The sequence below is a fragment of the Escherichia sp. R1 genome, assembly GCF_003000935.1.
GTDB lineage: Bacteria > Pseudomonadota > Gammaproteobacteria > Enterobacterales > Enterobacteriaceae > Escherichia > Escherichia coli.
The window spans coordinates 17,870-42,779 of record NZ_PSRU01000009.1 but is presented as its reverse complement, the minus strand read 5'-3'; the positions used below and the strand labels follow the sequence as shown (position 1 = coordinate 42,779).

Sequence of the window (24,910 nt, the reverse complement as noted above, 5' to 3'; positions counted from 1 at the left end):
TTCAGTCTGACTCTCGCAATATCTTATGAGGTTTCAGTTCATGTCCTGCGGCGCTCTCTGAGCGAAGCGGGTTTATCATTAACGAATAGTCTTAGTAGTACCGAAAAAATGGCAGAGAAACGCAATATCTTTCTGGTTGGGCCTATGGGTGCCGGAAAAAGCACTATTGGGCGCCAGTTAGCTCAACAACTCAATATGGAATTTTACGATTCCGATCAAGAGATTGAGAAACGAACCGGAGCTGATGTGGGCTGGGTTTTCGATTTAGAAGGCGAAGAAGGCTTCCGCGATCGCGAAGAAAAGGTCATCAATGAGTTGACCGAGAAACAGGGTATTGTGCTGGCTACTGGCGGCGGCTCTGTGAAATCCCGTGAAACGCGTAACCGTCTTTCCGCTCGTGGCGTTGTCGTTTATCTTGAAACGACCATCGAAAAGCAACTTGCACGCACGCAGCGTGATAAAAAACGCCCGTTGCTGCACGTTGAAACACCGCCGCGTGAAGTTCTGGAAGCGTTGGCCAATGAACGCAATCCGCTGTATGAAGAGATTGCCGACGTGACCATTCGTACTGATGATCAAAGCGCTAAAGTGGTTGCAAACCAGATTATTCACATGCTGGAAAGCAACTAATTCTGGCTTTATATACACTCGTCTGCGGGTACAGTAATTAAGGTGGATGTCGCGTTATGGAGAGGATTGTCGTTACTCTCGGGGAACGTAGTTACCCAATTACCATCGCATCTGGTTTGTTTAATGAACCAGCTTCATTCTTACCGCTGAAATCGGGCGAGCAGGTCATGTTGGTCACCAACGAAACCCTGGCTCCTCTGTATCTCGATAAGGTCCGCGGCGTACTTGAACAGGCGGGTGTTAACGTCGATAGCGTTATCCTCCCTGACGGCGAGCAGTATAAAAGCCTGGCTGTACTCAATACCGTCTTTACGGCATTGTTACAAAAGCCGCATGGTCGCGATACTACTCTGGTGGCGCTTGGCGGCGGCGTAGTGGGTGATCTGACCGGCTTCGCGGCGGCGAGTTATCAGCGCGGTGTACGTTTCATTCAAGTCCCGACGACGTTACTGTCTCAGGTCGACTCCTCCGTTGGCGGCAAAACTGCGGTCAACCATCCCCTCGGTAAAAACATGATTGGCGCGTTCTACCAGCCCGCTTCAGTGGTGGTGGATCTCGACTGTCTGAAAACGCTTCCCCCGCGTGAGTTAGCGTCGGGGCTGGCAGAAGTCATCAAATACGGCATTATTCTTGACGGTGCGTTTTTTAACTGGCTGGAAGAGAATCTGGATGCGTTGTTGCGTCTGGACGGTCCGGCAATGGCGTACTGTATTCGCCGTTGTTGTGAGCTGAAAGCAGAAGTTGTCGCCGCCGACGAGCGCGAAACCGGGTTACGTGCTTTACTGAATCTGGGACACACCTTTGGTCATGCCATTGAAGCTGAAATGGGGTATGGCAATTGGTTACATGGTGAAGCGGTCGCTGCGGGTATGGTGATGGCGGCGCGGACGTCGGAACGTCTCGGGCAGTTTAGTTCTGCCGAAACGCAGCGTATTATAACCCTGCTCACACGGGCTGGGTTACCGGTCAATGGGCCGCGCGAAATGTCCGCACAGGCGTATTTACCGCATATGCTGCGTGACAAGAAAGTCCTTGCGGGAGAGATGCGCTTAATTCTTCCGTTGGCAATTGGTAAGAGTGAAGTTCGCAGCGGCGTTTCGCACGAGCTTGTTCTTAACGCCATTGCCGATTGTCAATCAGCGTAACAACAAGAAAGGTCAGGCCGCTTATCAAGCGGTCTATTAGCTTCAGGTTAATTGCAACGTGGTAAGCATTAACCTTTTAGTGGGGTGTTAAATGGATGAATTCAAACCAGAAGACGAGCTGAAACCCGATCCCAGCGATCGTCGTACTGGTCGTTCTCGTCAATCTTCTGAACGTTCTGAGCGTACTGAACGTGGCGAACCGCAGATCAATTTTGATGATATTGAACTTGATGACACTGACGATCGCCGTCCGACTCGTGCGCAAAAAGCGCGTAATGAGGAACCGGAAATCGAAGAAGAACTTGACGAATCCGAAGATGAAACCGTGGATGAAGAGCGCGTAGAGCGTCGTCCGCGTAAGCGCAAAAAAGCAGCCAGTAAACCCGCTTCTCGTCAGTATATGATGATGGGTGTCGGCATTCTGGTTCTACTGCTGTTGATCATCGGTATCGGTTCTGCGCTAAAAGCCCCCTCGACCTCTTCCAGCGATCAAACCGCGTCTGGCGAGAAGAGTATTGATCTTGCAGGCAATGCGACCGATCAGGCCAATGGCGTGCAGCCAGCGCCGGGAACCACGTCTGCGGAAAATACTCAGCAGGATGTTTCTCTGCCGCCGATCTCTTCTACGCCGACTCAAGGGCAAATCCCGGCGGCAACGGATGGTCAACAACGTGTTGAAGTGCAGGGTGACCTGAACAATGCGCTGACCCAGCCACAAAATCAGCAACAGCTGAACAATGTGGCGGTCAATTCTACATTGCCGACCGAACCCGCAACGGTTGCGCCTGTTCGCAATGGCAATGCATCGCGTGACACGGCGAAAACGCAAACCGCTGAACGTCCGGCCACTACGCGCCCGGCTCGTCAGCAGGCGGTGATTGAACCGAAAAAACCGCAAGCAACCGTGAAAACGGAACCGAAGCCAGTCGCACAGACGCCGAAGCGAACTGAACCAGCTGCCCCTGTGGCGAGCACAAAGGCACCGGCTGCGACTTCTACGCCAGCACCAAAAGAGACGGCGACTACGGCTCCAGTACAGACGGCATCCCCGGCGCAAACCACGGCAACACCAGCCGCTGGAGGGAAGACCGCAGGTAATGTTGGTTCGTTGAAATCGGCACCGTCCAGCCATTACACTCTGCAGCTGAGCAGTTCCTCTAACTACGACAACCTGAACGGTTGGGCGAAGAAAGAGAATCTGAAAAACTACGTTGTCTATGAAACGACGCGTAATGGTCAGCCGTGGTATGTCCTGGTTTCTGGCGTGTATGCTTCGAAAGAAGAGGCGAAAAAAGCGGTATCTACATTGCCAGCAGATGTCCAGGCCAAAAACCCGTGGGCGAAACCGCTGCGTCAGGTACAGGCCGATCTGAAGTAATCAAGGTTATCTCCCGCAATGGTTTATCATTGCGGGCGTTGCCTGAAGCGCTGGATGCTGTCGGAGCTTTCTCCACAGCCGGAGAAGGTGTAATTAGTTAGTCAGCATGAAGAAAAATCGCGCTTTTTTGAAGTGGGCAGGGGGCAAGTATCCCCTGCTTGATGATATTAAACGGCATTTGCCCAAGGGCGAATGTCTGGTTGAGCCTTTTGTAGGTGCCGGGTCGGTGTTTCTCAACACCGACTTTTCTCGTTATATCCTTGCCGATATCAATAGCGACCTGATCAGTCTCTATAACATTGTGAAGATGCGTACTGATGAGTACGTACAGGCCGCACGCGAGCTGTTTGTTCCCGAAACAAATTGCGCCGAGGTTTACTATCAGTTCCGCGAAGAGTTCAACAAAAGCCAGGATCCGTTCCGTCGGGCGGTACTGTTTTTATATTTGAACCGCTACGGTTACAACGGCCTGTGTCGTTACAATCTGCGCGGTGAGTTTAACGTGCCGTTTGGCCGCTACAAAAAACCCTATTTCCCGGAAGCAGAGTTGTATCACTTCGCTGAAAAAGCGCAGAATGCCTTTTTCTATTGTGAGTCTTACGCCGATAGCATGGCGCGCGCAGATGATGCATCTGTCGTCTATTGCGATCCGCCTTATGCGCCGCTGTCTGCGACTGCCAACTTTACGGCGTATCACACAAACAGTTTTACGCTTGAACAACAAGCGCATCTGGCGGAGATCGCTGAAGGTCTGGTTGATCGCCATATTCCGGTGCTGATCTCCAATCACGATACGATGTTAACGCGTGAGTGGTATCAGCGCGCAAAATTGCATGTCGTCAAAGTTCGACGCAGTATAAGCAGCAACGGCGGCACACGTAAAAAGGTGGACGAACTGCTGGCTTTGTACAAACCAGGAGTCGTTTCACCCGCGAAAAAATAATTCTCAAGGAGAAGCGGATGAAACAGTATTTGATTGCCCCCTCAATTCTGTCGGCTGATTTTGCCCGCCTGGGTGAAGATACCGCAAAAGCCCTGGCAGCTGGCGCTGATGTCGTGCATTTTGACGTCATGGATAACCACTATGTTCCCAATCTGACGATTGGGCCAATGGTGCTGAAATCCTTGCGTAACTACGGCATTACCGCCCCTATCGACGTACATCTGATGGTGAAACCCGTCGATCGCATTGTGCCTGATTTCGCTGCCGCTGGTGCCAGCATCATTACCTTTCATCCAGAAGCCTCCGAGCATGTTGACCGCACGCTGCAACTGATTAAAGAAAATGGCTGTAAAGCGGGTTTGGTATTTAACCCGGCGACACCTCTGAGTTATCTGGATTACGTGATGGATAAGCTGGATGTGATCCTGCTGATGTCCGTCAATCCTGGTTTCGGCGGTCAGTCTTTCATTCCTCAAACACTGGATAAACTGCGCGAAGTACGTCGTCGTATCGACGAGTCTGGCTTTGACATTCGACTGGAAGTGGACGGTGGCGTGAAGGTGAACAACATTGGCGAAATCGCTGCGGCGGGCGCGGATATGTTTGTTGCTGGTTCGGCAATCTTCGACCAGCCAGACTACAAAAAAGTCATTGATGAAATGCGCAGTGAACTGGCAAAGGTAAGTCATGAATAAGTTTGAAGATATTCGCGGCGTCGCTTTTGATCTCGACGGTACGCTGGTTGACAGTGCCCCCGGTCTTGCTGCTGCGGTAGATATGGCGCTGTATGCGCTGGAGTTGCCTGTCGCAGGTGAAGAACGCGTTATTACCTGGATTGGTAACGGCGCAGATATTCTGATGGAGCGCGCATTGACCTGGGCGCGTCAGGAACGTGCGACTCTGCGTAAAACAATGGGTAAACCGCCCGTTGATGACGACATTCCGGCAGAAGAACAGGTACGTATTCTGCGTAAACTGTTCGATCGCTACTATGGCGAGGTTGCCGAAGAGGGGATGTTTTTGTTCCCGCACGTTGCCGATACGTTGGGCGCGTTGCAGGCTAAAGGCCTGCCGCTAGGCCTGGTCACCAACAAACCGACGCCGTTCGTCGCGCCGCTGCTCGAAGCCTTAGATATCGCCAAATACTTCAGCGTGGTTATCGGCGGCGATGATGTGCAAAACAAAAAACCGCATCCGGACCCGCTGTTACTGGTGGCTGAACGGATGGGCATTGCTCCACAACAGATGCTGTTTGTTGGCGACTCACGCAATGATATTCAGGCAGCAAAAGCGGCAGGTTGCCCATCAGTTGGCTTAACCTACGGATATAACTACGGCGAGGCTATCGATCTCAGCCAGCCTGATGTAATTTATCAGTCTCTAAATGACCTTCTGCCCGCATTAGGGCTTCCGCATAGCGAAAATCAGGAATCGAAAAATGACTAAGCCCATCGTTTTTAGTGGCGCACAGCCCTCAGGTGAATTGACCATTGGTAACTACATGGGTGCGCTGCGTCAGTGGGTAAACATGCAGGATGACTACCATTGCATTTACTGTATCGTTGACCAACACGCGATCACCGTGCGCCAGGATGCACAGAAGCTGCGTAAAGCGACGCTGGATACGCTGGCGTTGTATCTGGCTTGTGGTATCGATCCTGAGAAAAGCACCATTTTTGTTCAGTCCCACGTGCCGGAACATGCGCAGTTAGGCTGGGCATTGAACTGCTATACCTACTTCGGCGAACTGAGCCGCATGACACAGTTTAAAGATAAATCTGCGCGTTATGCCGAGAACATCAACGCTGGTCTGTTTGACTATCCGGTGCTGATGGCAGCGGACATCCTGCTGTATCAAACTAATCTGGTGCCGGTGGGTGAAGACCAGAAACAGCACCTGGAACTGAGCCGCGATATCGCCCAGCGTTTCAACGCGCTGTACGGCGATATCTTTAAGGTGCCAGAGCCGTTTATTCCGAAATCTGGCGCGCGCGTAATGTCGCTGCTGGAGCCGACCAAGAAGATGTCCAAGTCTGACGATAACCGCAATAACGTTATCGGCCTGCTGGAAGATCCGAAATCGGTAGTGAAGAAAATCAAACGCGCGGTCACTGACTCCGACGAGCCGCCGGTAGTTCGCTACGATGTGCAGAACAAAGCGGGCGTTTCCAACCTGCTGGATATCCTTTCTGCGGTAACGGGCCAGAGCATCCCGGAACTGGAAAAACAGTTCGAAGGCAAGATGTATGGTCATCTGAAAGGTGAAGTGGCTGATGCCGTTTCCGGTATGCTGACTGAATTGCAGGAACGTTACCACCGTTTCCGCAACGATGAAGCCTTCCTGCAACAGGTGATGAAAGACGGCGCAGAAAAAGCCAGCGCACACGCTTCCCGTACGCTAAAAGCGGTGTACGAAGCGATTGGTTTTGTGGCGAAGCCGTAATTTAACATTAATGCCAAAAACCGGGGAAACCCGGTTTTTTTATCCTCATTTGCAATAATCCGAAAAAATGTGAAGCGCCTCGCCGTTTCCACATCTCGCTGTTGCGCCTTATCTTCAAATTCCTGAAGATATAAACATTCATTTTATTGAAAATATATTATGCGTCGAACGTTTATCAAAAAAGAAGGCGTCGTTATCACGACACTGGCCCGTTATTTGTTGGGTGAAAAGTGCGGTAATCGACTGAAAACCATAGATGAGCTGGCAACTGAATGCCGTTCATCGGTTGGCCTGACGCAGGCCGCGTTGAAAACGCTGGAATCAAGCGGAGCGATACGGATTGAACGCCGTGGGCGCAATGGCAGTTATCTGGTCGAGATGGATAACAAAGCATTGCTGACTCATGTGGATATCAACAACGTGGTATGTGCGATGCCCTTGCCCTATACCCGTTTGTACGAAGGCCTGGCGAGCGGATTGAAAGCCCAGTTTGATGGCATTCCTTTTTACTATGCGCATATGCGCGGCGCGGATATTCGCGTGGAGTGTTTACTTAACGGCGTGTATGACATGGCGGTGGTTTCGCGACTGGCGGCGGAAAGTTATCTCACGCAAAAAGGATTATGCCTCGCGCTGGAGTTGGGACCGCATACCTACGTTGGCGAGCACCAGTTGATTTGCCGTAAAGGCGAGTCAGCAAACGTGAAGCGCGTGGGGCTGGATAACCGTTCGGCAGATCAGAAAATCATGACCGATGTCTTTTTTGGCGATAGTGATGTGGAACGAGTCGATCTCTCTTATCACGAGAGTTTACAACGCATTGTTAAAGGCGATGTTGACGCGGTTATCTGGAACGTAGTGGCGGAAAACGAACTGACTATGCTGGGATTAGAAGCGACGCCGCTCACAGACGATCCGCGATTTTTACAGGCCACCGAAGCCGTGATCCTGACGCGTGCCGATGATTACCCAATGCAACAACTGCTGCGTGCAGTTGTTGATAAACATGCCCTGCTTGCTCATCAACAGCGAGTAGTCAGTGGGGAACAGGAACCCAGTTATTAAACGAAAGGCATCTGATATGGAAACCAGACTCAACCTGCTTTGCGATGCAGGCGTTATTGATAAGGACATCTGCAAAGGCATGATGCAGGTCGTCAATGTACTGGAAACAGAGTGCCATCTACCGGTGCGCAGTGAGCAAGGAACGATGGCGATGACACATATGGCGAGTGCACTGATGCGCAGTCGCCGTGGTGAAGAAATAGAGCCGCTGGATGACGAATTGCTGGCGGAACTGGCGCAATCCAGCCACTGGCAAGCCGTTGTGCAATTGCATCAGGTATTGTTGAAGGAATTTGCACTGGAAGTTAACCCGTGTGAAGAAGGCTATTTGCTGGCCAACCTTTATGGATTATGGATGGCTGCTAACGAAGAGGTTTGAAGCTCCCGATAAATCCACGTCGTACAACCTAAATATTCAAAAAAATGAATATTTAATTCAAGGAACAGAAACGAGGCAACAAGATGTTTGTAGAAGCATTGAAACGCCAGAATCCGGCGCTGATTTCCGCCGCACTAAGTTTGTGGCAGCAGGGCAAGATCGCCCCGGACAGTTGGGTGATCGACGTGGATCAAGTTCTGGAAAACGGCAAGCGGCTGATTGAGACGGCGCGGCTTTACGGCATTGAACTGTATCTGATGACCAAACAATTCGGTCGTAATCCGTGGCTGGCAGAAAAACTGCTGGCTCTGGGCTACAGCGGCATTGTGGCGGTGGATTACAAAGAGGCGCGAGTCATGCGCCGCGCCGGTTTGCCGGTAGCGCATCAGGGGCATTTGGTACAAATCCCTTGTCATCAGGTGGTTGACGCCGTTGCACAGGGAACCGACGTCATCACCGTGTTTACTCTCGACAAAGCGCGGGAAGTTTCTGCGGCAGCGGTGGAGGCCGGACGTGTGCAGTCTGTGCTGCTCAAAGTTTATAGCGACGATGATTTTCTTTATCCGGGGCAGGAGAGCGGTTTTGTACAGCATTCGCTGCACGAGGTGGTTGCTGAAATCCAGAATCTGCCGGGGCTACATTTGGCGGGACTTACCCATTTCCCTTGCCTGCTTTGGGATGAGGCTGCCGGGAAAGTTTTGCCGACACCGAATCTTCACACGCTGGTACAAGCACGGGATCAACTGGCGAAATCTGGTATTGCGATTGAGCAACTGAACGCACCTTCAGCGACCAGCTGCACGTCGCTGCCATTGCTGGCGGAATACGGTGTGACTCATACCGAACCCGGTCATGCGCTGACGGGCACTATTCCGGCAAATCAACAGGGCGATCAGCCTGAACGTATCGCGATGCTCTGGTTAAGTGAAATCTCCCATCATTTCCGTGGCGACAGCTACTGCTACGGCGGCGGTTACTACCGTCGTGGTCACGCGCAACATGCGCTGGTGTTTACGCCAGAAAATCAAAGAATTACTGAAACATATCTCAACGCCGTGGATGACAGCAGTATCGACTACACCCTGCCGCTGGCAGGCGAGCATCCGGTAAGTAGTGCAGTGGTGCTCTGTTTTCGCACGCAGATTTTTATCACCCGTAGCGATGTGGTGCTGGTGTCCGGTATTCACCATGGCGAACCAGAAATAGTTGGTCGTTATGACAGCCTCGGCAACCCTCTGGAGGCGTAAATGGCGCGATTTGTGGTGTTAGTGATTGATAGCTTTGGCGTAGGGGCAATGAAAGATGTCACGCTGGTGCGTCCGCAGGATGCCGGGGCGAATACCTGTGGTCACATCCTGAGCCAGTTGCCGCATTTGCAGCTACCAGCGCTGGAGAAGCTGGGGCTAATCAACGCATTGGGTTATGCACCAGGTGATATGCAACCGTCAGATTCCGCAACCTGGGGGGTGGCAGAGCTGCAACATGAAGGTGGCGATACCTTTATGGGGCATCAGGAAATTTTAGGCACGCGCCCGTTACCGCCGCTGCGGATGCCCTTTCGCGATGTGATTGACCGTGTTGAGCAGGCATTAGTTTCCGCTGGCTGGCAGGTGGAGCGCCGTGGCGATGATCTGCAATTTCTGTGGGTCAATCAGGCGGTTGCGATTGGCGATAATCTCGAGGCGGATTTAGGCCAGGTCTATAACATCACCGCCAATCTCTCTGTGATCTCTTTTGACGACGCAATCAAAATTGGTCGTATTGTGCGTGAGCAGGTACAGGTCGGTCGGGTCATTACATTTGGCGGCCTGTTACCCGACAGTCAACGCATTCTCGATGCCGCAGAAAGCAAAGAAGGGCGCTTTATTGGTATCAATGCGCCGCGTTCAGGCGCTTATGACAACGGCTTCCAGGTCGTGCATATGGGCTACGGTGTCGATGATAAAGTGCAGGTGCCACAAAAACTGTATGAAGTGGGCGTACCAACCGTGCTGGTGGGGAAAGTGGCGGATATTGCCAGTAATCCTTATGGCGTGAGCTGGCAAAACCTGGTGGATAGCCAGCGGATTATGGATATCACCCTCGACGAATTTAACACGCATCCGACGGCGTTTATTTGCACCAATATCCAGGAAACCGACCTCGCTGGTCACGCGGAAGACGTCGCACGTTATGCCGAACGTTTGCAGGTCGTTGACCGTAACCTTGCCCGGCTTGTTGAGGCGATGCAGCCAGATGATTGCCTGGTCGTGATGGCGGATCACGGTAACGATCCGACCATTGGTCACAGCCACCATACCCGTGAAGTGGTGCCAGTGCTGGTTTATCAGCAAGGGCTGGTCCACACGCAACTCGGTGTGCGCACCACGCTTTCTGATGTGGGGGCTACCGTGTGTGAATTTTTCCGTGCGCCACCGCCACAAAATGGTCGCTCTTTTCTTTCCTCCCTCCGGTTTGCAGGAGACACCCTATGAGTTTTGATCCGACGGGCTACACCCTCGCCCATGAGCATCTGCATATTGATCTCTCCGGCTTTAAAAACAACGTGGACTGCCGCCTTGATCAGTATGCGTTCATTTGCCAGGAGATGAACGACCTGATGGCCCAGGGCGTGCGTAATGTGATTGAGATGACCAACCGTTACATGGGGCGCAATGCGCAATTTATGCTCGATGTAATGCGCGAAACCGGGATCAACGTGGTGGCCTGTACCGGTTATTACCAGGACGCGTTTTTCCCGGAACATGTGGCGACCCGCAGCGCGCAGGAACTGGCGCAAGAGATGGTCGATGAAATTGAGCAGGGTATCGATGGCACTGACCTGAAAGCCGGGATCATCGCGGAGATTGGCTCCAGCGAAGGGAAGATTACGCCGCTGGAAGAGAAGGTGTTTATTGCCGCCGCGCTGGCACATAACCAGACCGGACGCCCGATCTCCACGCATACGTCGTTCAGCACGATGGGGCTGGAGCAACTGGCTCTGTTGCAAGCCCACGGAGTTGATCTTTCGCGCGTCACCGTCGGCCACTGCGATCTGAAAGACAATCTCGACAACATTTTGAAGATGATCGATCTCGGCGCGTATGTGCAGTTCGACACCATCGGCAAGAACAGTTACTACCCGGACGAAAAGCGCATTGCGATGCTCCATGCGCTACGTGACCGTGGGTTGCTGAACCGCGTCATGCTGTCGATGGATATTACGCGGCGCTCTCATTTAAAAGCCAACGGTGGTTATGGCTATGACTTTTTATTGACCACCTTTATTCCGCAATTGCGCCAGTCAGGATTCAGTCAGGCCGATGTGGATGTGATGTTACGTGAAAATCCCTCTCAATTTTTCCAATAAGGACAGACTCATGAAAAAGATTGGCGTTGCAGGCTTACAGCGTGAGCAGATTAAAAAAACCATTGAAGCGACGGCTCCTGGCTGTTTTGAAGTTTTCATTCACAACGACATGGAAGCGGCAATGAAAGTGAAATCCGGACAACTGGATTACTACATCGGCGCGTGTAATACCGGTGCGGGCGCGGCATTGTCGATTGCCATCGCGGTGATTGGCTATAACAAAAGTTGCACCATTGCCAAGCCGGGCATTAAAGCGAAAGACGAACATATCGCCAAAATGATCGCTGAAGGAAAAGTGGCGTTTGGCCTTTCCGTTGAGCACGTCGAACACGCGATTCCGATGCTGATTAACCATCTGAAATAAAAGGCACGACTATGGATCTGTACATTCAGATTATCGTGGTGGCGTGCCTGACGGGTATGACATCGCTTCTGGCGCATCGCTCGGCAGCCGTTTTTCATGACGGTATCCGCCCGATCCTGCCGCAACTGATTGAAGGCTATATGAACCGTCGCGAGGCGGGGAGTATCGCTTTTGGTCTGAGCATTGGTTTTGTGGCCTCGGTGGGGATCTCTTTTACCCTGAAAACCGGGCTGCTCAACGCATGGTTACTCTTTCTTCCTACCGATATCCTCGGCGTACTGGCGATAAACAGCCTGATGGCGTTTGGTCTTGGTGCTATCTGGGGAATATTGATCCTCACCTGTCTGTTGCCAGTAAACCAGCTGCTGACCGCGCTACCGGTGGATGTATTAGGTAGCCTGGGGGAATTAAGCTCGCCGGTGGTTTCAGCTTTTGCACTGTTCCCGTTGGTGGCGATTTTCTACCAGTTTGGCTGGAAGCAAAGTCTGATCGCCGCCGTGGTGGTACTGATGACTCGTGTGGTGGTAGTGCGCTATTTCCCACATCTTAACCCTGAATCCATCGAAATCTTTATTGGCATGGTGATGCTGCTGGGGATCGCAATAACTCATGACCTGCGCCATCGTGATGAAAATGATATCGATGCCAGCGGTATGTCGGTGTTTGAAGAGCGTACATCACGGATTATCAAAAACTTACCGTATATCGCCATCGTGGGTGCATTGATTGCTGCCGTTGCCAGCATGAAGATTTTCGCCGGTAGTGAAGTGTCGATCTTCACACTGGAGAAAGCGTACTCCGCAGGCGTAACGCCGGAACAATCGCAAACACTAATCAACCAGGCGGCACTGGCAGAATTTATGCGCGGGCTGGGTTTTGTGCCGTTGATTGCCACCACCGCGTTAGCCACCGGTGTGTATGCAGTTGCGGGCTTTACCTTTGTTTATGCGGTGGGCTATCTCTCGCCGAATCCGATGGTTGCAGCGGTATTAGGCGCAGTGGTTATTTCGGCGGAAGTCTTGCTGCTTCGTTCGATCGGCAAATGGTTGGGGCGCTACCCGTCGGTACGTAATGCGTCGGATAACATCCGTAACGCCATGAATATGCTGATGGAAGTGGCGTTGCTGGTCGGTTCGATCTTTGCAGCAATCAAAATGGCGGGCTATACCGGATTCTCTATCGCGGTTGCCATTTACTTCCTCAACGAATCCCTGGGCCGTCCGGTACAGAAAATGGCGGCACCGGTCGTAGCAGTAATGATCACCGGCATCCTGCTGAATGTTCTTTACTGGCTTGGCCTGTTCGTTCCGGCTTAAGGAAGGCACCTATGAAGACGTTTCCTCTGCAAAGCCTGACGCTTATTGAGGCGCAGCAAAAGCAGTTTGCGCTGGTGGACACGATTTGCCGTCATTTTCCTGGCAGCGAGTTTCTTACCTGCGGTGATTTGGGCTTAACGCCGGGGCTAAATCAGCCCCGCATTACCCAGCGTGTGGAACAGGTGCTGGCTGACGCGTTTCACGCACAGGCCGCGGCGCTGGTACAGGGCGCGGGTACTGGCGCGATCCGTGCGGCACTGGCGGCTTTGCTCAAACCGGGGCAACGTCTTCTGGTGCATGACGCGCCGGTTTACCCAACGACACGGGTTATTATTGAGCAGATGGGACTAACGCTCATTACGGCTGATTTCAATGATCTGTCGGCACTGAAGCAGGTTGTTGACGAGCAACAACCTGATGCAGCGCTGGTGCAGCATACGCGCCAGCAGCCGCAGGACCGCTATGTGCTGGCAGACGTGCTGGCAACGTTGCGCGCGGCAGGTGTTCCAGCGTTAACCGATGACAACTATGCGGTGATGAAGGTAGCGCGAATCGGCTGCGAATGCGGGGCGAATGTGTCGACATTTTCCTGCTTCAAGCTATTTGGGCCAGAGGGCGTTGGTGCGGTGGTAGGCGATGCCGATGTTATTAGCCGGATTCGCGCCACGCTCTATTCCGGCGGCAGTCAGATTCAGGGGGCGCAGGCATTAGAGGTGTTGCGTGGTCTGGTGCTCGCGCCAGTGATGCACGCGGTGCAGGCGGGGGTATCTGAACGGTTGCTGGCTTTGCTTAACGGCGGCGCGGTGGCGGAAGTGAAAAGCGCCGTCATTGCCAATGCACAGTCGAAGGTATTGATTGTGGAGTTTCATCAGCCGATTGCCGCCAGAGTGCTGGAAGAGGCGCAGAAACTCGGTGCCTTGCCTTACCCGGTTGGTGCAGAGTCGAAATATGAAATCCCGCCGCTCTTTTATCGACTTTCCGGAACGTTTCGCCAGGCGAATCCGCAGTTAGAACATTGCGCGATTCGCATTAACCCAAATCGCGGCGGTGAAGAGACGATATTGCGGATCTTGCGTGAAAGTATTGCCAGCATTTAATCGTTGTAAACGATATTTTTGAAAAGAATGCAGAAACAAATACGCCCTCGGATAACTCCGAGGGCGTCAGGCAATTAAACCGGCGTTAGCCGATTTCTGTCAATAGCTTACTGTGCAGTCGGACCGCAACCGCCAATGATTTTAGAAATAGAAATTGCCGGGTGCAGCAGGTAGTCGTAAGAGCAGTTCTTATCACGGTTTTCAATATGACCAGTACATGCAGTTAACGTAGCCAGTACTGCGCCTACCAGTGCAACTTTAATAAATTTGTTCATTTACATTCCCTATGTATTATATATTAATTAATATTCATTGATTATATGAATATAAGCAGACTGCTCATTAAGAACGATACAGGAATATTCAATTAGCGTCAGTGAGCGATTGATTTAATTTTGTAAGTCGCTGTAACGGTGAGTATAACCCATTAGCAGACAATATTTATTAAGGGGGTATGTTTTTATCTGCTGAATATATAAAGAGAGTTGTAAACGAAAAAGGCCAGACTTCTCTGGCCCTGGTTAAATTAATGGTTAGAGAACCAGTTCAATTTATCGCGCAGGCCAACAACCCGACCAATAATAATTAGCGATGGACTGTTCATTTGCTGCGCCAGTTCGCCCAGCTGCGTGAGCGTACCGTCAATCACGCGCTGCGTGACTGCCGTTCCGTTTTCGACAATTGCCACCGGCATTTCACCAGGCATACCGTATTCAATCAGCTTTTGCTGAATAGTTGCAGCCTGATTCAGCCCCATATAAAACACCAGCGTCTGTTTTTCTGCCGCCAGGTTTTCCCAGTCCAGCTCGCCCCCGGTTTTTAAGTGTCCAGTAATTAAGCGTACGCTCTGGGCATAATCGCGATGCGTGAGCGGAATACCCGAATAGGCAGAGCAACCAGAAGCTGCGGTAATACCCGGAACCACCGAGAATGGAATACCCGCGTTGCACAGTGTTTCCAGCTCTTCTCCGCCACGCCCGAAAATAAACGGATCGCCGCCTTTCAGACGCACCACGCGTTTACCTTTTTGCGCTTCCCGCAGCAGGATCTGGTTAATCTCTTCCTGCGGTACGCAGTGGTATCCCGCGCGTTTGCCGACGAAAACGCGATCAGCATCGCGGCGTACCAGATTCATAATATCGTCAGAAACCAGACGGTCGTAGACCACCACATCTGCCTGCTGAATTTGTTGCAGACCTTTCAGTGTCAGCAGCCCGGCATCGCCCGGACCTGCACCAACCAGCACCACTTCACCGCGATGGTCGAGCGGTTCATTGATTAACTGTTCGGTGGTTTCAGTAATGGCTTTCTGATCGTTGTTGGCCAGCGACTGCGCCAGGCGGTCGTTAACGAACAATTTCTCCCAGAAACGGCGACGCTCACCCATCGTGGCGAACTGCTGTTTTACTCGCCCGCGTAATTGCCCGGCGTATTTCGCTACCTGGCCCAGATGTAACGGCAGCAGTGATTCGAGTTTTTCGCGCAACAGGCGCGCCAGAACCGGAGAGGTGCCGCCAGAGGATACCGCTACCATGAGCGGTGAGCGGTCAATAATCGACGGCATAATAAAGCTGGCGGCTTTCGGCGCATCGACCACGTTACAGAAGATGCGACGAGCTTCAGCGGCTTCGCTGACGCGCTGGTTAAGCGCGTCATCATCTGTCGCTGCAATCGCCAGCCAGCAGGTGTCGAGAAGGCTTTCATCAAATGGCCCTTCGACGAGGGTTAACATGCCTGCATCTGCCCATGCGGTGAACTGTGGAATAAACGCTAATGCATTCACCGTTAAGCGAGCGCCTGCGTCTAACAGCAACCTTGCTTTGCGTTCCGCGACATCACCACCGCCGACAATCAGACAGTCGCGATCGCGTAATTGGCAAAATATAGGCAAATGATCCACGTAAAAACCCCTTAGTAATTAACCGGCAGCCGTTTCAGTTTGATTAAATTTGTCCGCAACCGGACGATTCGCTTTCGGCGTAGCATACCAATAACCCAATCCCATGAATACGGCACCCGATAAAGTATTACCCAGCGTCACCCACAGCAGGTTATGACCAATGCCCGCCAACGTGTAGGCTTCGCTGTGGTTGCCGAACCAGGAGAGTGCGAACAGCGTCATGTTAGCGATGGAGTGCTCGTAGCCGGACGCGATAAATGCCAGCAAACACCACCAGATAGCGATAAATTTCGCCGCCCCTTCAGTGCGCAGCGCCATCCAGATTGCCAGGCAAACCAGCCAGTTACACAATGCACCTTTGAAGAACAGTACCATTGCCGGTGCAGTGGTTTTAGCCAGCGCAACGGAGTGAACGATGCTGGTATCTACCGGCAGCAGGCTACCGCCGCCCCAGCTATAAAGCATGGCAACGAAGACGGAACCGACCAGGTTACCCAGCCAGGTTTGCGGCAGGATTGCCCACATTTGCCCGTGGCTGATGGTGCCCGCTTTCACCCCAAAGGTGAGGAACATGGTGTGTCCGGTGAACAATTCAGAACCGGCGATAATCACCAGCGTTAAGGCGATACCAAAGGTCGCGCCCATCACCAGAGGACGTACGGACGGGTCGAGCAAATTACCGAGCGTGAAAATCAGGATGATCCCAAGACCCACATACGCGCCCGCCATCGCGGAGCTGACCCAAAAGCCGAGCGGGTTATTTGCCGACAGGCGTGCAATGCGCGCAGCGTTAGCCGCACACTTAGTAATAGTGTCTGTAAACATTTGATTATCCTTTAAAAAATAAAAACAAAAAATAAAACAAAAAGTTTAAAAAATGTCCTGCAATATACCGAAGGTTATTACAGGACCATGCAAAAAGGGAAGGCATTGCGCCTCCCGTTAAAATATTAACCGCGCAGCTGTACCACGCCGTCTTTCACTCGCGCGTCGTAATGCTTGACGGAAAACTGTTCGTCTTCCATGCACAAGCCGTCGCTTAAGCGAAAACGCTGCTTTTTCAGCGGACTGGCGACCCACAGCTCGCCCTGGTGTTCCGCAATCAACCCGCGTGACAGCACGCTGGACTCGAAGAACGGGTCGATGTTGCTGATCGCAAACACCTGATCGCTGTGATACGGGCGGAAAATTGCTACTTGTTCGTCACCTAACAGCGCGCAGACGCCGGTTTCAGGCAGGATGTCATCGATTTTGCAGATGTCTTTCCACTGGCTCATGCGTTGTCCTCCACCAGAGTTACCGGGATACGTTCATACGGCGTTGCCGGACGGTGCTGTTCGCGCTCTGGCACCATCTGCACGTTCGGGTCACGCTTATCGCTGTTGATGAAGTGTTTGAAGCGAGTCTGCGCAGACGGGGTATTGACCGTTTCAGTCCACTCACACACTACCGCTTCACGCAGGCGCGCCATCTCTTCTTCCAGATGTGCGTTCAGCCCCAGTTTGTCGTCAATGATCACCGCTTTCAGGTAATCGATGCCACCTTCGAGGTTTTCTAACCACGGCGCGGTACGCGTCAGTTTGTCGGCAGTACGGATGTAGAACATCATGAAGCGGTCAAGATATTTGATCAGCGTTTCGCGATCGATATCCGCTGCCAGCAGATCCGCATGACGCGGTTTCATGCCGCCGTTACCGCAAACGTACAGGTTCCAGCCTTTTTCGGTGGCGATAATACCCACGTCTTTACCCTGAGCTTCTGAACATTCACGGGTACAGCCGGAGACACCGAACTTCATTTTGTGCGGCGTACGGATGCCTTTGTAACGGTTTTCCAGTTCCACGCCGAGGCCGACGCTGTCGCCAACACCGTAGCGGCACCAGGTGCTTCCCACGCAGGTTTTCGCCATACGCAGTGCTTTCGCATAGGCATGACCGGTTTCGAAGCCGGCTTCAATCAGTTGACGCCAGATCTCTGGCAGATCGTCTTTCTGTGCGCCAAACATCGCCAGGCGCTGAGAGCCGGTGATTTTGGTGTAGAGATTAAATTCACGCGCGATACGACCCACTGCCATCAGCCCTTCCGGGGTGATTTCACCGCCCGGAGAACGCGGGATCACCGAGTAGGTGCCGTCTTTCTGGATGTTCGCGAGGAAGTTGTCGTTAGAATCCTGCAGCGGAGTATGTTCCGGCTTCAGAATGTATTCGTTCCAGCAGGAGGCCAGCAGCGAACCGACGGTCGGTTTACAAACTTCACAACCGTAACCTTTGCCGTGTTTCGCCAGCAGTTCTTCGAAGGTTTTAATGCCTTCAACGCGGATCAAATGGAACAGTTCCTGACGCGAATAAGCAAAGTGTTCGCACAGGTTGTTGTTAACTTCGATGCCCTGTTTCGCCAGTTCCGCGTTCAGTACCTGAGTGACCAGCGGGATACAGCCACCGCAGCCAGTACCCGCTTTGGTTTCGGCTTTCAGCGCCGCAACGGTGTGGCAGCCTTTGTTGATAGCAGCAATCAGGTCGCCTTTGGTGACGTCGAAGCAGGAGCAGATTTGCGCGCTGTCCGGCAGTTTATCAACACCGATAGACGGCTTGCCGCTACCCGAGTGCGCCGGCAGGATCAGGGAATCCGGGTTTTCCGGCAGCTCGATAGCGTTCAGCACCAGTTGCAGCAGGTTGCCGTAGTCGCTGGTATCGCCCACCAGTACCGCACCGAGCAGGGTTTTGTTGTCTTCGCTGACAATCAGGCGTTTGTAGATCTCTTTGCTTTCGTCGAGGTAAACGTAGCTACGTGCGCCAGGCGTGCGACCGTGCGCATCACCAATACCGCCTACGTCTACGCCCAGCAGTTTCAGCTTGGCGCTAAGGTCTGCACCTTCAAAGGCGTTTTCGCTACCAAGAATATGGTCAACGGCGACCTGCGCCATTTTGTAGCCTGGTGCTACCAGACCAAATACACGGTTGTTCCAGCTTGCGCATTCACCGATGGCGTAGATATCCGGATCGGAAGTCTGGCAGGAATCATTGATGACGATACCCCCACGCGGAGCAACGTCCAGACCACACTGGGTTGCCAGCTTATCGCGCGGACGGATACCGGTAGAGAAGACGATAAAGTCGACTTCCAGTTCGCTGCCGTCGGCAAAACGCATGGTTTTACGCGCTTCAACACCTTCCTGCACAATCTCAAGAGTGTTTTTGCTGGTGTGAACGCGCACGCCCATACTTTCGATTTTGCGACGCAGCTGCTCGCCGCCCATCTGATCAAGCTGTTCCGCCATCAGCATAGGGGCAAATTCGATAACGTGGGTTTCAATGCCTAAGTTTTTCAGCGCGCCAGCAGCTTCCAGACCTAACAGGCCGCCACCAACAACGGCACCGCGCTTGCTGCGACGAGCGCAGGATTCAATGGCGTTGAGGTCTTCAATGGTGCGATAGACAAAGCAGTCCTGAGTATCAGAACCTTTAATTGGCGGGATCCACGGGTAGGAACCGGTCGCCATGATCAGCTTGTCATAAAAAACGGTACGTCCGGCGCTGGAGTGAATCACCTTCTCCTGACGGTTGATGGTGATAGCGCGTTCGCCGACCAGAACTTTGATGCCGTGTTTCTCGTAGAAGCCTTCGCGCACCAGCGACAGCTCTTCGGCGGTGTGGTGAGAGAAGTAAGACGAGAGGTGTACGCGGTCATAAGCGATGCGCGGTTCTTCACAGAAAACGGTAATATCAAAGTTGGCCGCATCAGATTTATCAAGAAGATCTTCGATAAAGCGATGGCCGACCATACCGTTACCGATAATTGCGAGTCTGACTTTGCTCATTTTTGCCTCGATTTCTTTTCTATTACCGCCTACCTTAACGATTCAGCAACCCCGCTTATTGATGTAAATCAAATTCACCTTTATATACTCCTTAAGGGGTATATTGCTGATTTGTATAAATTTTCTTAAGTCACGGAATTGTCTGACATTTCATGTTTGTGCAAAAAACAGACAAATTGAACGGATTTATAGAAATAGATGTACGTAGCAGAGTAAGAGAGGAAAAGGCCGGACGACGATAGTGCCGCCCGGCATGAACAATTAATGAGAGGTCAGGGTGTTATGCTGACGGTGACGGCTGACGAAACCTAACAGGAAGCACATCACAAAGACGACAGCGTACAGACCGTTTGCCGTCAGCAGCGCCGCCTGCGGACCACTATGTTCAACAATCGGGCCGGTAACCACAAAGGTCAACATAGTACCGATGGTCCCGCAGGTCAGGACAAAGTTAACCAGTTTTGGCGACGGTACTTTGGTCTGCTGTGAACCCAGGGTGATGATGGTGGTATAGATCGCGCTGGAGAAGAAGCCCAGGGCGAGAATTGACCACGCCATATGTGCCGGTGTTCCGGTGTTAAAGACGTACATCAGAATCGCAGCCAGACCAGCCAGTACGGTCAGAATGCGTTGCAAATCAAAGAAGCGAAGAATAAAGCTGAACGCCCACATGCCGACCATGTATGACATCCAGAAGTTACTCACCAGCGTGCCCGCGTCGTTCAGGCTCATGCCCAGGCCTTTGGCATACTCAGGCACCCAGGAGATAAAACCTAACTGACCGAGGATGTAGCACAGCGCCGCAACAGAGAGAAACAGTACGCCGATCCCCCACTTTTCTTTCTCTACCGGAGCATCTGTTTTTGGCGCATGTTTGCCCAGTGCCGGGAACTCACAGCCGAAGGTCAGAATAAAAATAGCAACATACACCAGCCCGATGCAGGCATAAACCCAGTACCACTCAATGCTACGTGCCAGCAGAAACGCGGCGATCATTGGGAAAATCATCCCGGCCATACTGAAGAAGGAGTCGGTAAATAACAGGCGTGAACCGCGCTGACGTCCTTCATACATTTGTGTTACCAGGAATGTACCAATCGACATGGTGATGCCGCTGACCACCCCGAGAATGAACATCGCCGCCGAGAACAGCGCCAGGCTGTGGCTGAACATCAAACCGGCAACCGCCAGCACCATCAGGAGAAAGCCAAAACGTAACTGCGTTTTCAACGGGACGATTTCCATCAGCCAGGCGTTGAGGAAGATAGAGATTAAAATGCCGGCATTGAGGAAGGTGAAGGTGTTACTCATGCTGGAAACAGGCAGATTGAAATAATCGGCGATATTTCCCATCACCATCCCGGTGACAATAACCAACGCACCGGTCAGTGCGTAGGAAAGAAAGCTAATCCATGTGAGCTTGATGCGATTGCTGTTAGTCATGATTGGCCTGCGTTCAAAAATAAAATGGCATAGCGGGCTATGCCGCGAGCGGGCGATTTTAGGCGATTTTGTGATCTGATTAAATGTTTTATTGCAATCGGTTGCTAAATTGCATTTTAAGAGGTGATTTTGATCACGGAATAAAAAGTTATCCTCAGGTTACATATATTTCAGATACGTAAAATTAGGTAAAGGGATGGCCTTGTTCTTGAAGGCTATTTAGAATCTCTTCACTTGCTTTTTTTCTGCTCTGTTTGTTAAGGAAATCTCATGTTCAAATCGACCCTGGCGGCGATGGCTGCTGTTTTCGCTCTTTCTGCTCTTTCTCCCGCAGCAATGGCAGCGAAAGGGGACCCGCACGTATTGTTGACAACCTCAGCTGGTAACATCGAACTGGAGCTGGATAAACAAAAAGCGCCAGTGTCTGTGCAAAACTTTGTCGATTATGTGAACAGTGGTTTTTATAACAACACGACCTTTCACCGCGTCATTCCTGGCTTTATGATTCAGGGCGGCGGTTTCACCGAGCAGATGCAGCAGAAAAAACCAAACCCGCCAATCAAAAATGAAGCAGATAACGGCCTGCGCAACACGCGTGGCACCATCGCGATGGCGCGTACCGCTGACAAAGACAGCGCCACCAGCCAGTTCTTTATCAACGTTGCCGATAACGCCTTCCTTGACCACGGTCAGCGTGATTTCGGTTACGCGGTATTTGGTAAAGTGGTGAAAGGCATGGACGTTGCCGATAAGATTTCCCAGGTGCCGACTCATGACGTTGGTCCGTACCAGAATGTGCCGTCAAAACCGGTAGTTATCCTTTCCGCTAAAGTCCTGCCGTAATGATTTCTCGCGCGGGCAATCTTGCCCGCGCTTCTGCTCTCCCGGCGTAACCCGGATTTGCCGCTTATACTTGTGGCAAATGGACACGTTCAGGGAGGCATCAAGTGAAGAAACTCACCGATAAGCAAAAGTCCCGTCTCTGGGAGCTTCAGCGTAATCGTAATTTCCAGGCCAGTCGCCGTCTTGAAGGCGTCGAGATGCCTTTAGTCACTCTTACTGCCGCAGAGGCTTTAGCGCGCCTTGAAGCGCTGAGGAGGCACTATGAGCGATAAATTCGGCGAAGGGCGCGATCCGTATCTTTATCCAGGCCTTGATATCATGCGTAACCGGCTGAACATCCGCCAGCAGCAGCGGCTGGAACAGGCCGCTTACGAAATGACGGCGCTGCGTGCTGCGACCATTGAACTTGGCCCGTTGGTTCGGGGTTTACCGCATTTGCGTACTCTTCATCGCCAGTTGTATCAGGATATTTTCGACTGGGCGGGGCAACTGCGCGAAGTCGATATTTATCAGGGCGATACGCCGTTCTGCCACTTTGCTTATATCGAAAAAGAGGGCAATGCCCTGATGCAGGATCTGGAGGAAGAAGGTTATCTGGTTGGCCTGGAGAAAGCGAAGTTCGTCGAGCGGCTGGCGCATTACTATTGTGAAATCAACGTGCTGCATCCCTTCCGGGTGGGAAGTGGTTTGGCACAGCGGATCTTCTTCGAGCAACTGGCGATTCATGCCGGATATCAACTGAGCTGGCAGGGTATTGAAAAAGAGGCCTGGAATCAGGCAAATCAGAATGGGGCAATGGGGGATCTCACCGCGCTGCAGATGATATTTAGCAAAGTGGTAAGCGAAGCCGGGGAATCTGAGTAAAATAGCGCGGTTCTTTCGTACCGGAGCCGCCATGATCCTGCTTATTGATAACTACGATTCTTTTACCTGGAACCTCTACCAGTACTTTTGTGAACTGGGGGCGGATGTGTTGGTTAAGCGCAACGATGCGTTGACGTTGGCGGATATCGACGCCCTTAAACCACAAAAAATTGTCATCTCACCCGGCCCCTGTACGCCAGATGAAGCCGGGATCTCCCTTGACGTTATTCGTCACTATGCCGGACGCTTGCCGATTCTTGGCGTCTGCCTCGGTCATCAGGCAATGGCGCAGGCATTTGGCGGCAAAGTTGTGCGCGCCGCAAAGGTCATGCACGGCAAAACCTCGCCGATTACACATAATGGTGTGGGCGTATTTAAGGGGCTGGCAAATCCACTCACCGTGACACGCTACCATTCGCTGGTAGTGGAACCTGACTCATTACCGGAGTGCTTTGAAGTGACGGCCTGGAGCGAAACCCGCGAGATTATGGGGATTCGCCATCGCCAGTGGGATCTGGAAGGTGTGCAATTCCATCCAGAAAGTATTCTTAGCGAACAAGGACATCAACTGCTGGCTAATTTTCTGCATCGCTGATTTCTGATTGCCATTCAGTGATTTTTTATGCATATTTTGTGATTATAATTTCATATTTATTTATGCGTAACAGGGTGATCATGAGATGGCAATTGAACAAACAGCAATTACACGCGCGACTTTCGATGAAGTGATTCTGCCGATTTATGCTCCGGCAGAGTTTATTCCGGTAAAAGGTCAGGGCAGCCGAATCTGGGATCAACAGGGCAAGGAGTATGTCGATTTCGCGGGTGGCATTGCAGTTACGGCGTTGGGCCATTGCCATCCTGCGCTGGTGAACGCGTTAAAAACCCAGGGCGAAACTCTGTGGCATATTAGTAACGTTTTCACCAATGAGCCGGCGCTGCGTCTTGGCCGTAAACTGATTGAGGCAACGTTTGCCGAACGCGTGGTGTTTATGAACTCCGGCACGGAAGCTAACGAAACCGCCTTTAAACTGGCACGCCATTACGCCTGTGTGCGTCATAGCCCGTTCAAAACCAAAATTATTGCCTTCCATAACGCTTTTCATGGTCGCTCGCTGTTTACCGTTTCGGTGGGTGGGCAGCCAAAATATTCCGACGGCTTTGGTCCAAAACCGGCAGACATCATCCACGTTCCCTTTAACGATCTCCACGCAGTGAAAGCGGTGATGGATGATCACACCTGTGCGGTGGTGGTTGAGCCGATTCAGGGCGAGGGCGGCGTGACGGCAGCGACGCCAGAGTTTTTGCAGGGCTTGCGCGAGCTGTGCGATCAACATCAGGCATTATTGGTGTTTGATGAAGTGCAGTGCGGGATGGGGCGGACCGGCGATCTGTTTGCCTATATGCACTACGGCGTGACGCCGGATATTCTGACCTCTGCGAAAGCGTTAGGTGGCGGTTTCCCGGTTAGCGCCATGCTGACCACGGCGGAGATTGCTTCCGCGTTTCATCCTGGTTCTCACGGTTCCACCTACGGCGGTAATCCTCTGGCCTGTGCAGTAGCGGGCGCAGCGTTTGATATCATCAATACCCCTGAAGTGCTGGAAGGTATTCAGGCGAAACGCCAGCGTTTTGTTGACCATTTGCAGAAGATCGATCAGCAGTACGATGTGTTTAGCGATATTCGCGGTATGGGGCTGTTGATTGGCGCAGAGCTGAAACCACAGTACAAAGGTCGGGCGCGTGATTTCCTGTATGCGGGTGCAGAGGAAGGCGTAATGGTGCTGAATGCCGGGCCTGATGTGATGCGTTTTGCGCCGTCGCTGGTGGTGGAAGATGCGGATATTGATGAAGGGATGCATCGTTTCGCCCACGCGGTGGCGAAGGTGATTGGGGCGTAAATAAGACGCGTCAGCGTCGCATCAGGCAAAAGA

The 24,910-nt window shown here is 52.2% G+C and carries 26 protein-coding genes; 20 read left to right on the top strand and 6 right to left on the bottom strand.

Translation table 11 applies throughout. The features are described from left to right. The first annotated feature begins 108 nt into the window (after nt 1-108). From aroK to C4F37_RS12540, 15 genes are all read left to right on the top strand, one after another. Nucleotides 109-630: a shikimate kinase AroK gene (gene aroK, locus C4F37_RS12610; RefSeq protein WP_000818618.1), complete on the top strand. Its 522-nt coding sequence runs from the start codon at nt 109-111 to the stop codon at nt 628-630. 56 nt (nt 631-686) lie between these two features. Then, nucleotides 687-1,775: a 3-dehydroquinate synthase gene (gene aroB, locus C4F37_RS12605; protein ID WP_001356903.1), complete on the top strand. Its 1,089-nt coding sequence runs from the start codon at nt 687-689 to the stop codon at nt 1,773-1,775. Between the two features lie 91 nt (nt 1,776-1,866). Beyond that, nucleotides 1,867-3,153, top strand: a complete 1,287-nt coding sequence (gene damX / locus C4F37_RS12600) for a cell division protein DamX (RefSeq protein WP_000343176.1) — start codon at nt 1,867-1,869, stop codon at nt 3,151-3,153. 106 nt (nt 3,154-3,259) lie between these two features. Beyond that, nucleotides 3,260-4,096 (top strand): adenine-specific DNA-methyltransferase, encoded by an 837-nt coding sequence (gene dam / locus C4F37_RS12595; protein ID WP_000742141.1) that lies wholly within the window; start codon nt 3,260-3,262, stop codon nt 4,094-4,096. A 17-nt stretch (nt 4,097-4,113) separates the two neighbouring features. Continuing rightward, nucleotides 4,114-4,791 (top strand): ribulose-phosphate 3-epimerase, encoded by a 678-nt coding sequence (rpe, locus tag C4F37_RS12590; RefSeq protein WP_000816280.1) that lies wholly within the window; start codon nt 4,114-4,116, stop codon nt 4,789-4,791. Further along, on the top strand, nt 4,784-5,542 hold the full coding sequence (gene gph / locus C4F37_RS12585; protein WP_001774064.1) for a phosphoglycolate phosphatase: 759 nt from the start codon (nt 4,784-4,786) through the stop codon (nt 5,540-5,542). The genes rpe and gph overlap by 8 nt, the downstream gene beginning before the upstream one ends. Then, nucleotides 5,535-6,539 (top strand): tryptophan--tRNA ligase, encoded by a 1,005-nt coding sequence (trpS, locus tag C4F37_RS12580; protein WP_000165543.1) that lies wholly within the window; start codon nt 5,535-5,537, stop codon nt 6,537-6,539. The genes gph and trpS overlap by 8 nt, the downstream gene beginning before the upstream one ends. Before the next feature lie 159 nt (nt 6,540-6,698). Further along, nucleotides 6,699-7,604 carry a GntR family transcriptional regulator YhfZ gene (yhfZ, locus tag C4F37_RS12575; RefSeq protein WP_001254826.1) on the top strand — a complete coding sequence of 302 codons (906 nt, stop codon included), beginning with the start codon at nt 6,699-6,701 and terminating at the stop codon, nt 7,602-7,604. Nucleotides 7,605-7,620: 16 nt separating this feature from the next. Further along, the gene (locus C4F37_RS12570; protein ID WP_001296472.1) at nt 7,621-7,983 is read left to right on the top strand and encodes a hypothetical protein; all 363 of its coding nucleotides are present in this window, start codon (nt 7,621-7,623) and stop codon (nt 7,981-7,983) included. A gap of 83 nt (nt 7,984-8,066) precedes the next feature. Then, complete coding sequence (locus C4F37_RS12565) at nt 8,067-9,230, top strand: YhfX family PLP-dependent enzyme (protein WP_001539926.1); 1,164 nt, start codon at nt 8,067-8,069, stop codon at nt 9,228-9,230. After that, nucleotides 9,231-10,457, top strand: coding sequence for a phosphopentomutase (locus C4F37_RS12560; RefSeq protein ID WP_001539925.1), 1,227 nt, complete (start codon nt 9,231-9,233; stop codon nt 10,455-10,457). It abuts the gene before it with no gap. Beyond that, the gene (locus C4F37_RS12555) at nt 10,454-11,332 is read left to right on the top strand and encodes a phosphotriesterase-related protein (RefSeq protein WP_001539922.1); all 879 of its coding nucleotides are present in this window, start codon (nt 10,454-10,456) and stop codon (nt 11,330-11,332) included. The genes C4F37_RS12560 and C4F37_RS12555 overlap by 4 nt, the downstream gene beginning before the upstream one ends. Before the next feature lie 10 nt (nt 11,333-11,342). After that, nucleotides 11,343-11,696: a DUF2620 domain-containing protein gene (locus C4F37_RS12550; RefSeq protein WP_000719728.1), complete on the top strand. Its 354-nt coding sequence runs from the start codon at nt 11,343-11,345 to the stop codon at nt 11,694-11,696. Nucleotides 11,697-11,707: 11 nt separating this feature from the next. After that, entirely contained in the window at nt 11,708-13,012 is a 1,305-nt protein-coding gene (locus tag C4F37_RS12545) for a YhfT family protein (RefSeq protein WP_000366847.1), read from the top strand. An 11-nt stretch (nt 13,013-13,023) separates the two neighbouring features. Further along, nucleotides 13,024-14,109: an aminotransferase class I/II-fold pyridoxal phosphate-dependent enzyme gene (locus tag C4F37_RS12540; protein WP_000847192.1), complete on the top strand. Its 1,086-nt coding sequence runs from the start codon at nt 13,024-13,026 to the stop codon at nt 14,107-14,109. 107 nt (nt 14,110-14,216) lie between these two features. On the opposite strand, the gene C4F37_RS12535 is transcribed toward C4F37_RS12540, so the two are convergent. The 6 genes from C4F37_RS12535 to tsgA all read right to left on the bottom strand — a co-directional run bounded on the left by C4F37_RS12535 (nt 14,217) and on the right by tsgA (nt 21,269). Beyond that, nucleotides 14,217-14,384 (bottom strand): YhfL family protein, encoded by a 168-nt coding sequence (locus C4F37_RS12535; RefSeq protein ID WP_001031834.1) that lies wholly within the window; start codon nt 14,382-14,384, stop codon nt 14,217-14,219. 251 nt (nt 14,385-14,635) lie between these two features. Further along, entirely contained in the window at nt 14,636-16,009 is a 1,374-nt protein-coding gene (gene cysG, locus C4F37_RS12530) for a siroheme synthase CysG (protein WP_000349860.1), read from the bottom strand. 18 nt (nt 16,010-16,027) lie between these two features. Further along, nucleotides 16,028-16,834: a nitrite transporter NirC gene (gene nirC, locus C4F37_RS12525; RefSeq protein ID WP_000493588.1), complete on the bottom strand. Its 807-nt coding sequence runs from the start codon at nt 16,832-16,834 to the stop codon at nt 16,028-16,030. A gap of 125 nt (nt 16,835-16,959) precedes the next feature. Continuing rightward, nucleotides 16,960-17,286: a nitrite reductase small subunit NirD gene (nirD, locus tag C4F37_RS12520; RefSeq protein ID WP_000084762.1), complete on the bottom strand. Its 327-nt coding sequence runs from the start codon at nt 17,284-17,286 to the stop codon at nt 16,960-16,962. Continuing rightward, complete coding sequence (nirB, locus tag C4F37_RS12515; RefSeq protein WP_000049213.1) at nt 17,283-19,826, bottom strand: NADPH-nitrite reductase large subunit; 2,544 nt, start codon at nt 19,824-19,826, stop codon at nt 17,283-17,285. The genes nirD and nirB overlap by 4 nt, the downstream gene beginning before the upstream one ends. Nucleotides 19,827-20,087: 261 nt before the next feature. Continuing rightward, on the bottom strand, nt 20,088-21,269 hold the full coding sequence (tsgA, locus tag C4F37_RS12510; RefSeq protein ID WP_000185247.1) for an MFS transporter TsgA: 1,182 nt from the start codon (nt 21,267-21,269) through the stop codon (nt 20,088-20,090). Nucleotides 21,270-21,539: 270 nt separating this feature from the next. Here tsgA and ppiA point away from each other — a divergent pair, with 270 nt between their 5' ends. The 5 genes from ppiA (at nt 21,540) to argD (ending at nt 24,877) form a co-directional block, all read left to right on the top strand. Then, entirely contained in the window at nt 21,540-22,112 is a 573-nt protein-coding gene (gene ppiA / locus C4F37_RS12505) for a peptidylprolyl isomerase A (protein WP_000477225.1), read from the top strand. Between the two features lie 104 nt (nt 22,113-22,216). Then, complete coding sequence (locus C4F37_RS12500; protein WP_000736858.1) at nt 22,217-22,384, top strand: YhfG family protein; 168 nt, start codon at nt 22,217-22,219, stop codon at nt 22,382-22,384. After that, on the top strand, nt 22,374-22,976 hold the full coding sequence (locus C4F37_RS12495) for a putative adenosine monophosphate-protein transferase Fic (RefSeq protein WP_001280654.1): 603 nt from the start codon (nt 22,374-22,376) through the stop codon (nt 22,974-22,976). Before C4F37_RS12500 ends, C4F37_RS12495 begins: the two co-directional genes overlap by 11 nt. Before the next feature lie 31 nt (nt 22,977-23,007). Continuing rightward, nucleotides 23,008-23,571, top strand: a complete 564-nt coding sequence (gene pabA / locus C4F37_RS12490) for an aminodeoxychorismate synthase component 2 (protein WP_000601853.1) — start codon at nt 23,008-23,010, stop codon at nt 23,569-23,571. Between the two features lie 85 nt (nt 23,572-23,656). Continuing rightward, nucleotides 23,657-24,877 carry a bifunctional acetylornithine/succinyldiaminopimelate transaminase gene (gene argD / locus C4F37_RS12485; RefSeq protein WP_000963803.1) on the top strand — a complete coding sequence of 407 codons (1,221 nt, stop codon included), beginning with the start codon at nt 23,657-23,659 and terminating at the stop codon, nt 24,875-24,877. Nucleotides 24,878-24,910: the final 33 nt, after the last annotated feature.

Bases quoted from the DNA above. Each gene is read 5' to 3' on its own strand.
- C4F37_RS12535 (WP_001031834.1), bottom strand. From the start codon at position 14,384: ATGAACAAATTTATTAAAGTTGCACTGGTAGGCGCAGTACTGGCTACG.
- C4F37_RS12495 (WP_001280654.1), top strand. From the start codon at position 22,374: ATGAGCGATAAATTCGGCGAAGGGCGCGATCCGTATCTTTATCCAGGC.
- nirC (WP_000493588.1), bottom strand. From the start codon at position 16,834: ATGTTTACAGACACTATTACTAAGTGTGCGGCTAACGCTGCGCGCATT.
- C4F37_RS12540 (WP_000847192.1), top strand. From the start codon at position 13,024: ATGAAGACGTTTCCTCTGCAAAGCCTGACGCTTATTGAGGCGCAGCAA.
- C4F37_RS12545 (WP_000366847.1), top strand. From the start codon at position 11,708: ATGGATCTGTACATTCAGATTATCGTGGTGGCGTGCCTGACGGGTATG.
- nirB (WP_000049213.1), bottom strand. From the start codon at position 19,826: ATGAGCAAAGTCAGACTCGCAATTATCGGTAACGGTATGGTCGGCCAT.
- damX (WP_000343176.1), top strand. From the start codon at position 1,867: ATGGATGAATTCAAACCAGAAGACGAGCTGAAACCCGATCCCAGCGAT.
- gph (WP_001774064.1), top strand. From the start codon at position 4,784: ATGAATAAGTTTGAAGATATTCGCGGCGTCGCTTTTGATCTCGACGGT.
- C4F37_RS12555 (WP_001539922.1), top strand. From the start codon at position 10,454: ATGAGTTTTGATCCGACGGGCTACACCCTCGCCCATGAGCATCTGCAT.
- aroK (WP_000818618.1), top strand. From the start codon at position 109: ATGGCAGAGAAACGCAATATCTTTCTGGTTGGGCCTATGGGTGCCGGA.
- pabA (WP_000601853.1), top strand. From the start codon at position 23,008: ATGATCCTGCTTATTGATAACTACGATTCTTTTACCTGGAACCTCTAC.
- dam (WP_000742141.1), top strand. From the start codon at position 3,260: ATGAAGAAAAATCGCGCTTTTTTGAAGTGGGCAGGGGGCAAGTATCCC.
- aroB (WP_001356903.1), top strand. From the start codon at position 687: ATGGAGAGGATTGTCGTTACTCTCGGGGAACGTAGTTACCCAATTACC.
- argD (WP_000963803.1), top strand. From the start codon at position 23,657: ATGGCAATTGAACAAACAGCAATTACACGCGCGACTTTCGATGAAGTG.
- C4F37_RS12570 (WP_001296472.1), top strand. From the start codon at position 7,621: ATGGAAACCAGACTCAACCTGCTTTGCGATGCAGGCGTTATTGATAAG.
- C4F37_RS12565 (WP_001539926.1), top strand. From the start codon at position 8,067: ATGTTTGTAGAAGCATTGAAACGCCAGAATCCGGCGCTGATTTCCGCC.
- rpe (WP_000816280.1), top strand. From the start codon at position 4,114: ATGAAACAGTATTTGATTGCCCCCTCAATTCTGTCGGCTGATTTTGCC.
- yhfZ (WP_001254826.1), top strand. From the start codon at position 6,699: ATGCGTCGAACGTTTATCAAAAAAGAAGGCGTCGTTATCACGACACTG.
- C4F37_RS12560 (WP_001539925.1), top strand. From the start codon at position 9,231: ATGGCGCGATTTGTGGTGTTAGTGATTGATAGCTTTGGCGTAGGGGCA.
- trpS (WP_000165543.1), top strand. From the start codon at position 5,535: ATGACTAAGCCCATCGTTTTTAGTGGCGCACAGCCCTCAGGTGAATTG.
- nirD (WP_000084762.1), bottom strand. From the start codon at position 17,286: ATGAGCCAGTGGAAAGACATCTGCAAAATCGATGACATCCTGCCTGAA.
- C4F37_RS12550 (WP_000719728.1), top strand. From the start codon at position 11,343: ATGAAAAAGATTGGCGTTGCAGGCTTACAGCGTGAGCAGATTAAAAAA.
- ppiA (WP_000477225.1), top strand. From the start codon at position 21,540: ATGTTCAAATCGACCCTGGCGGCGATGGCTGCTGTTTTCGCTCTTTCT.
- tsgA (WP_000185247.1), bottom strand. From the start codon at position 21,269: ATGACTAACAGCAATCGCATCAAGCTCACATGGATTAGCTTTCTTTCC.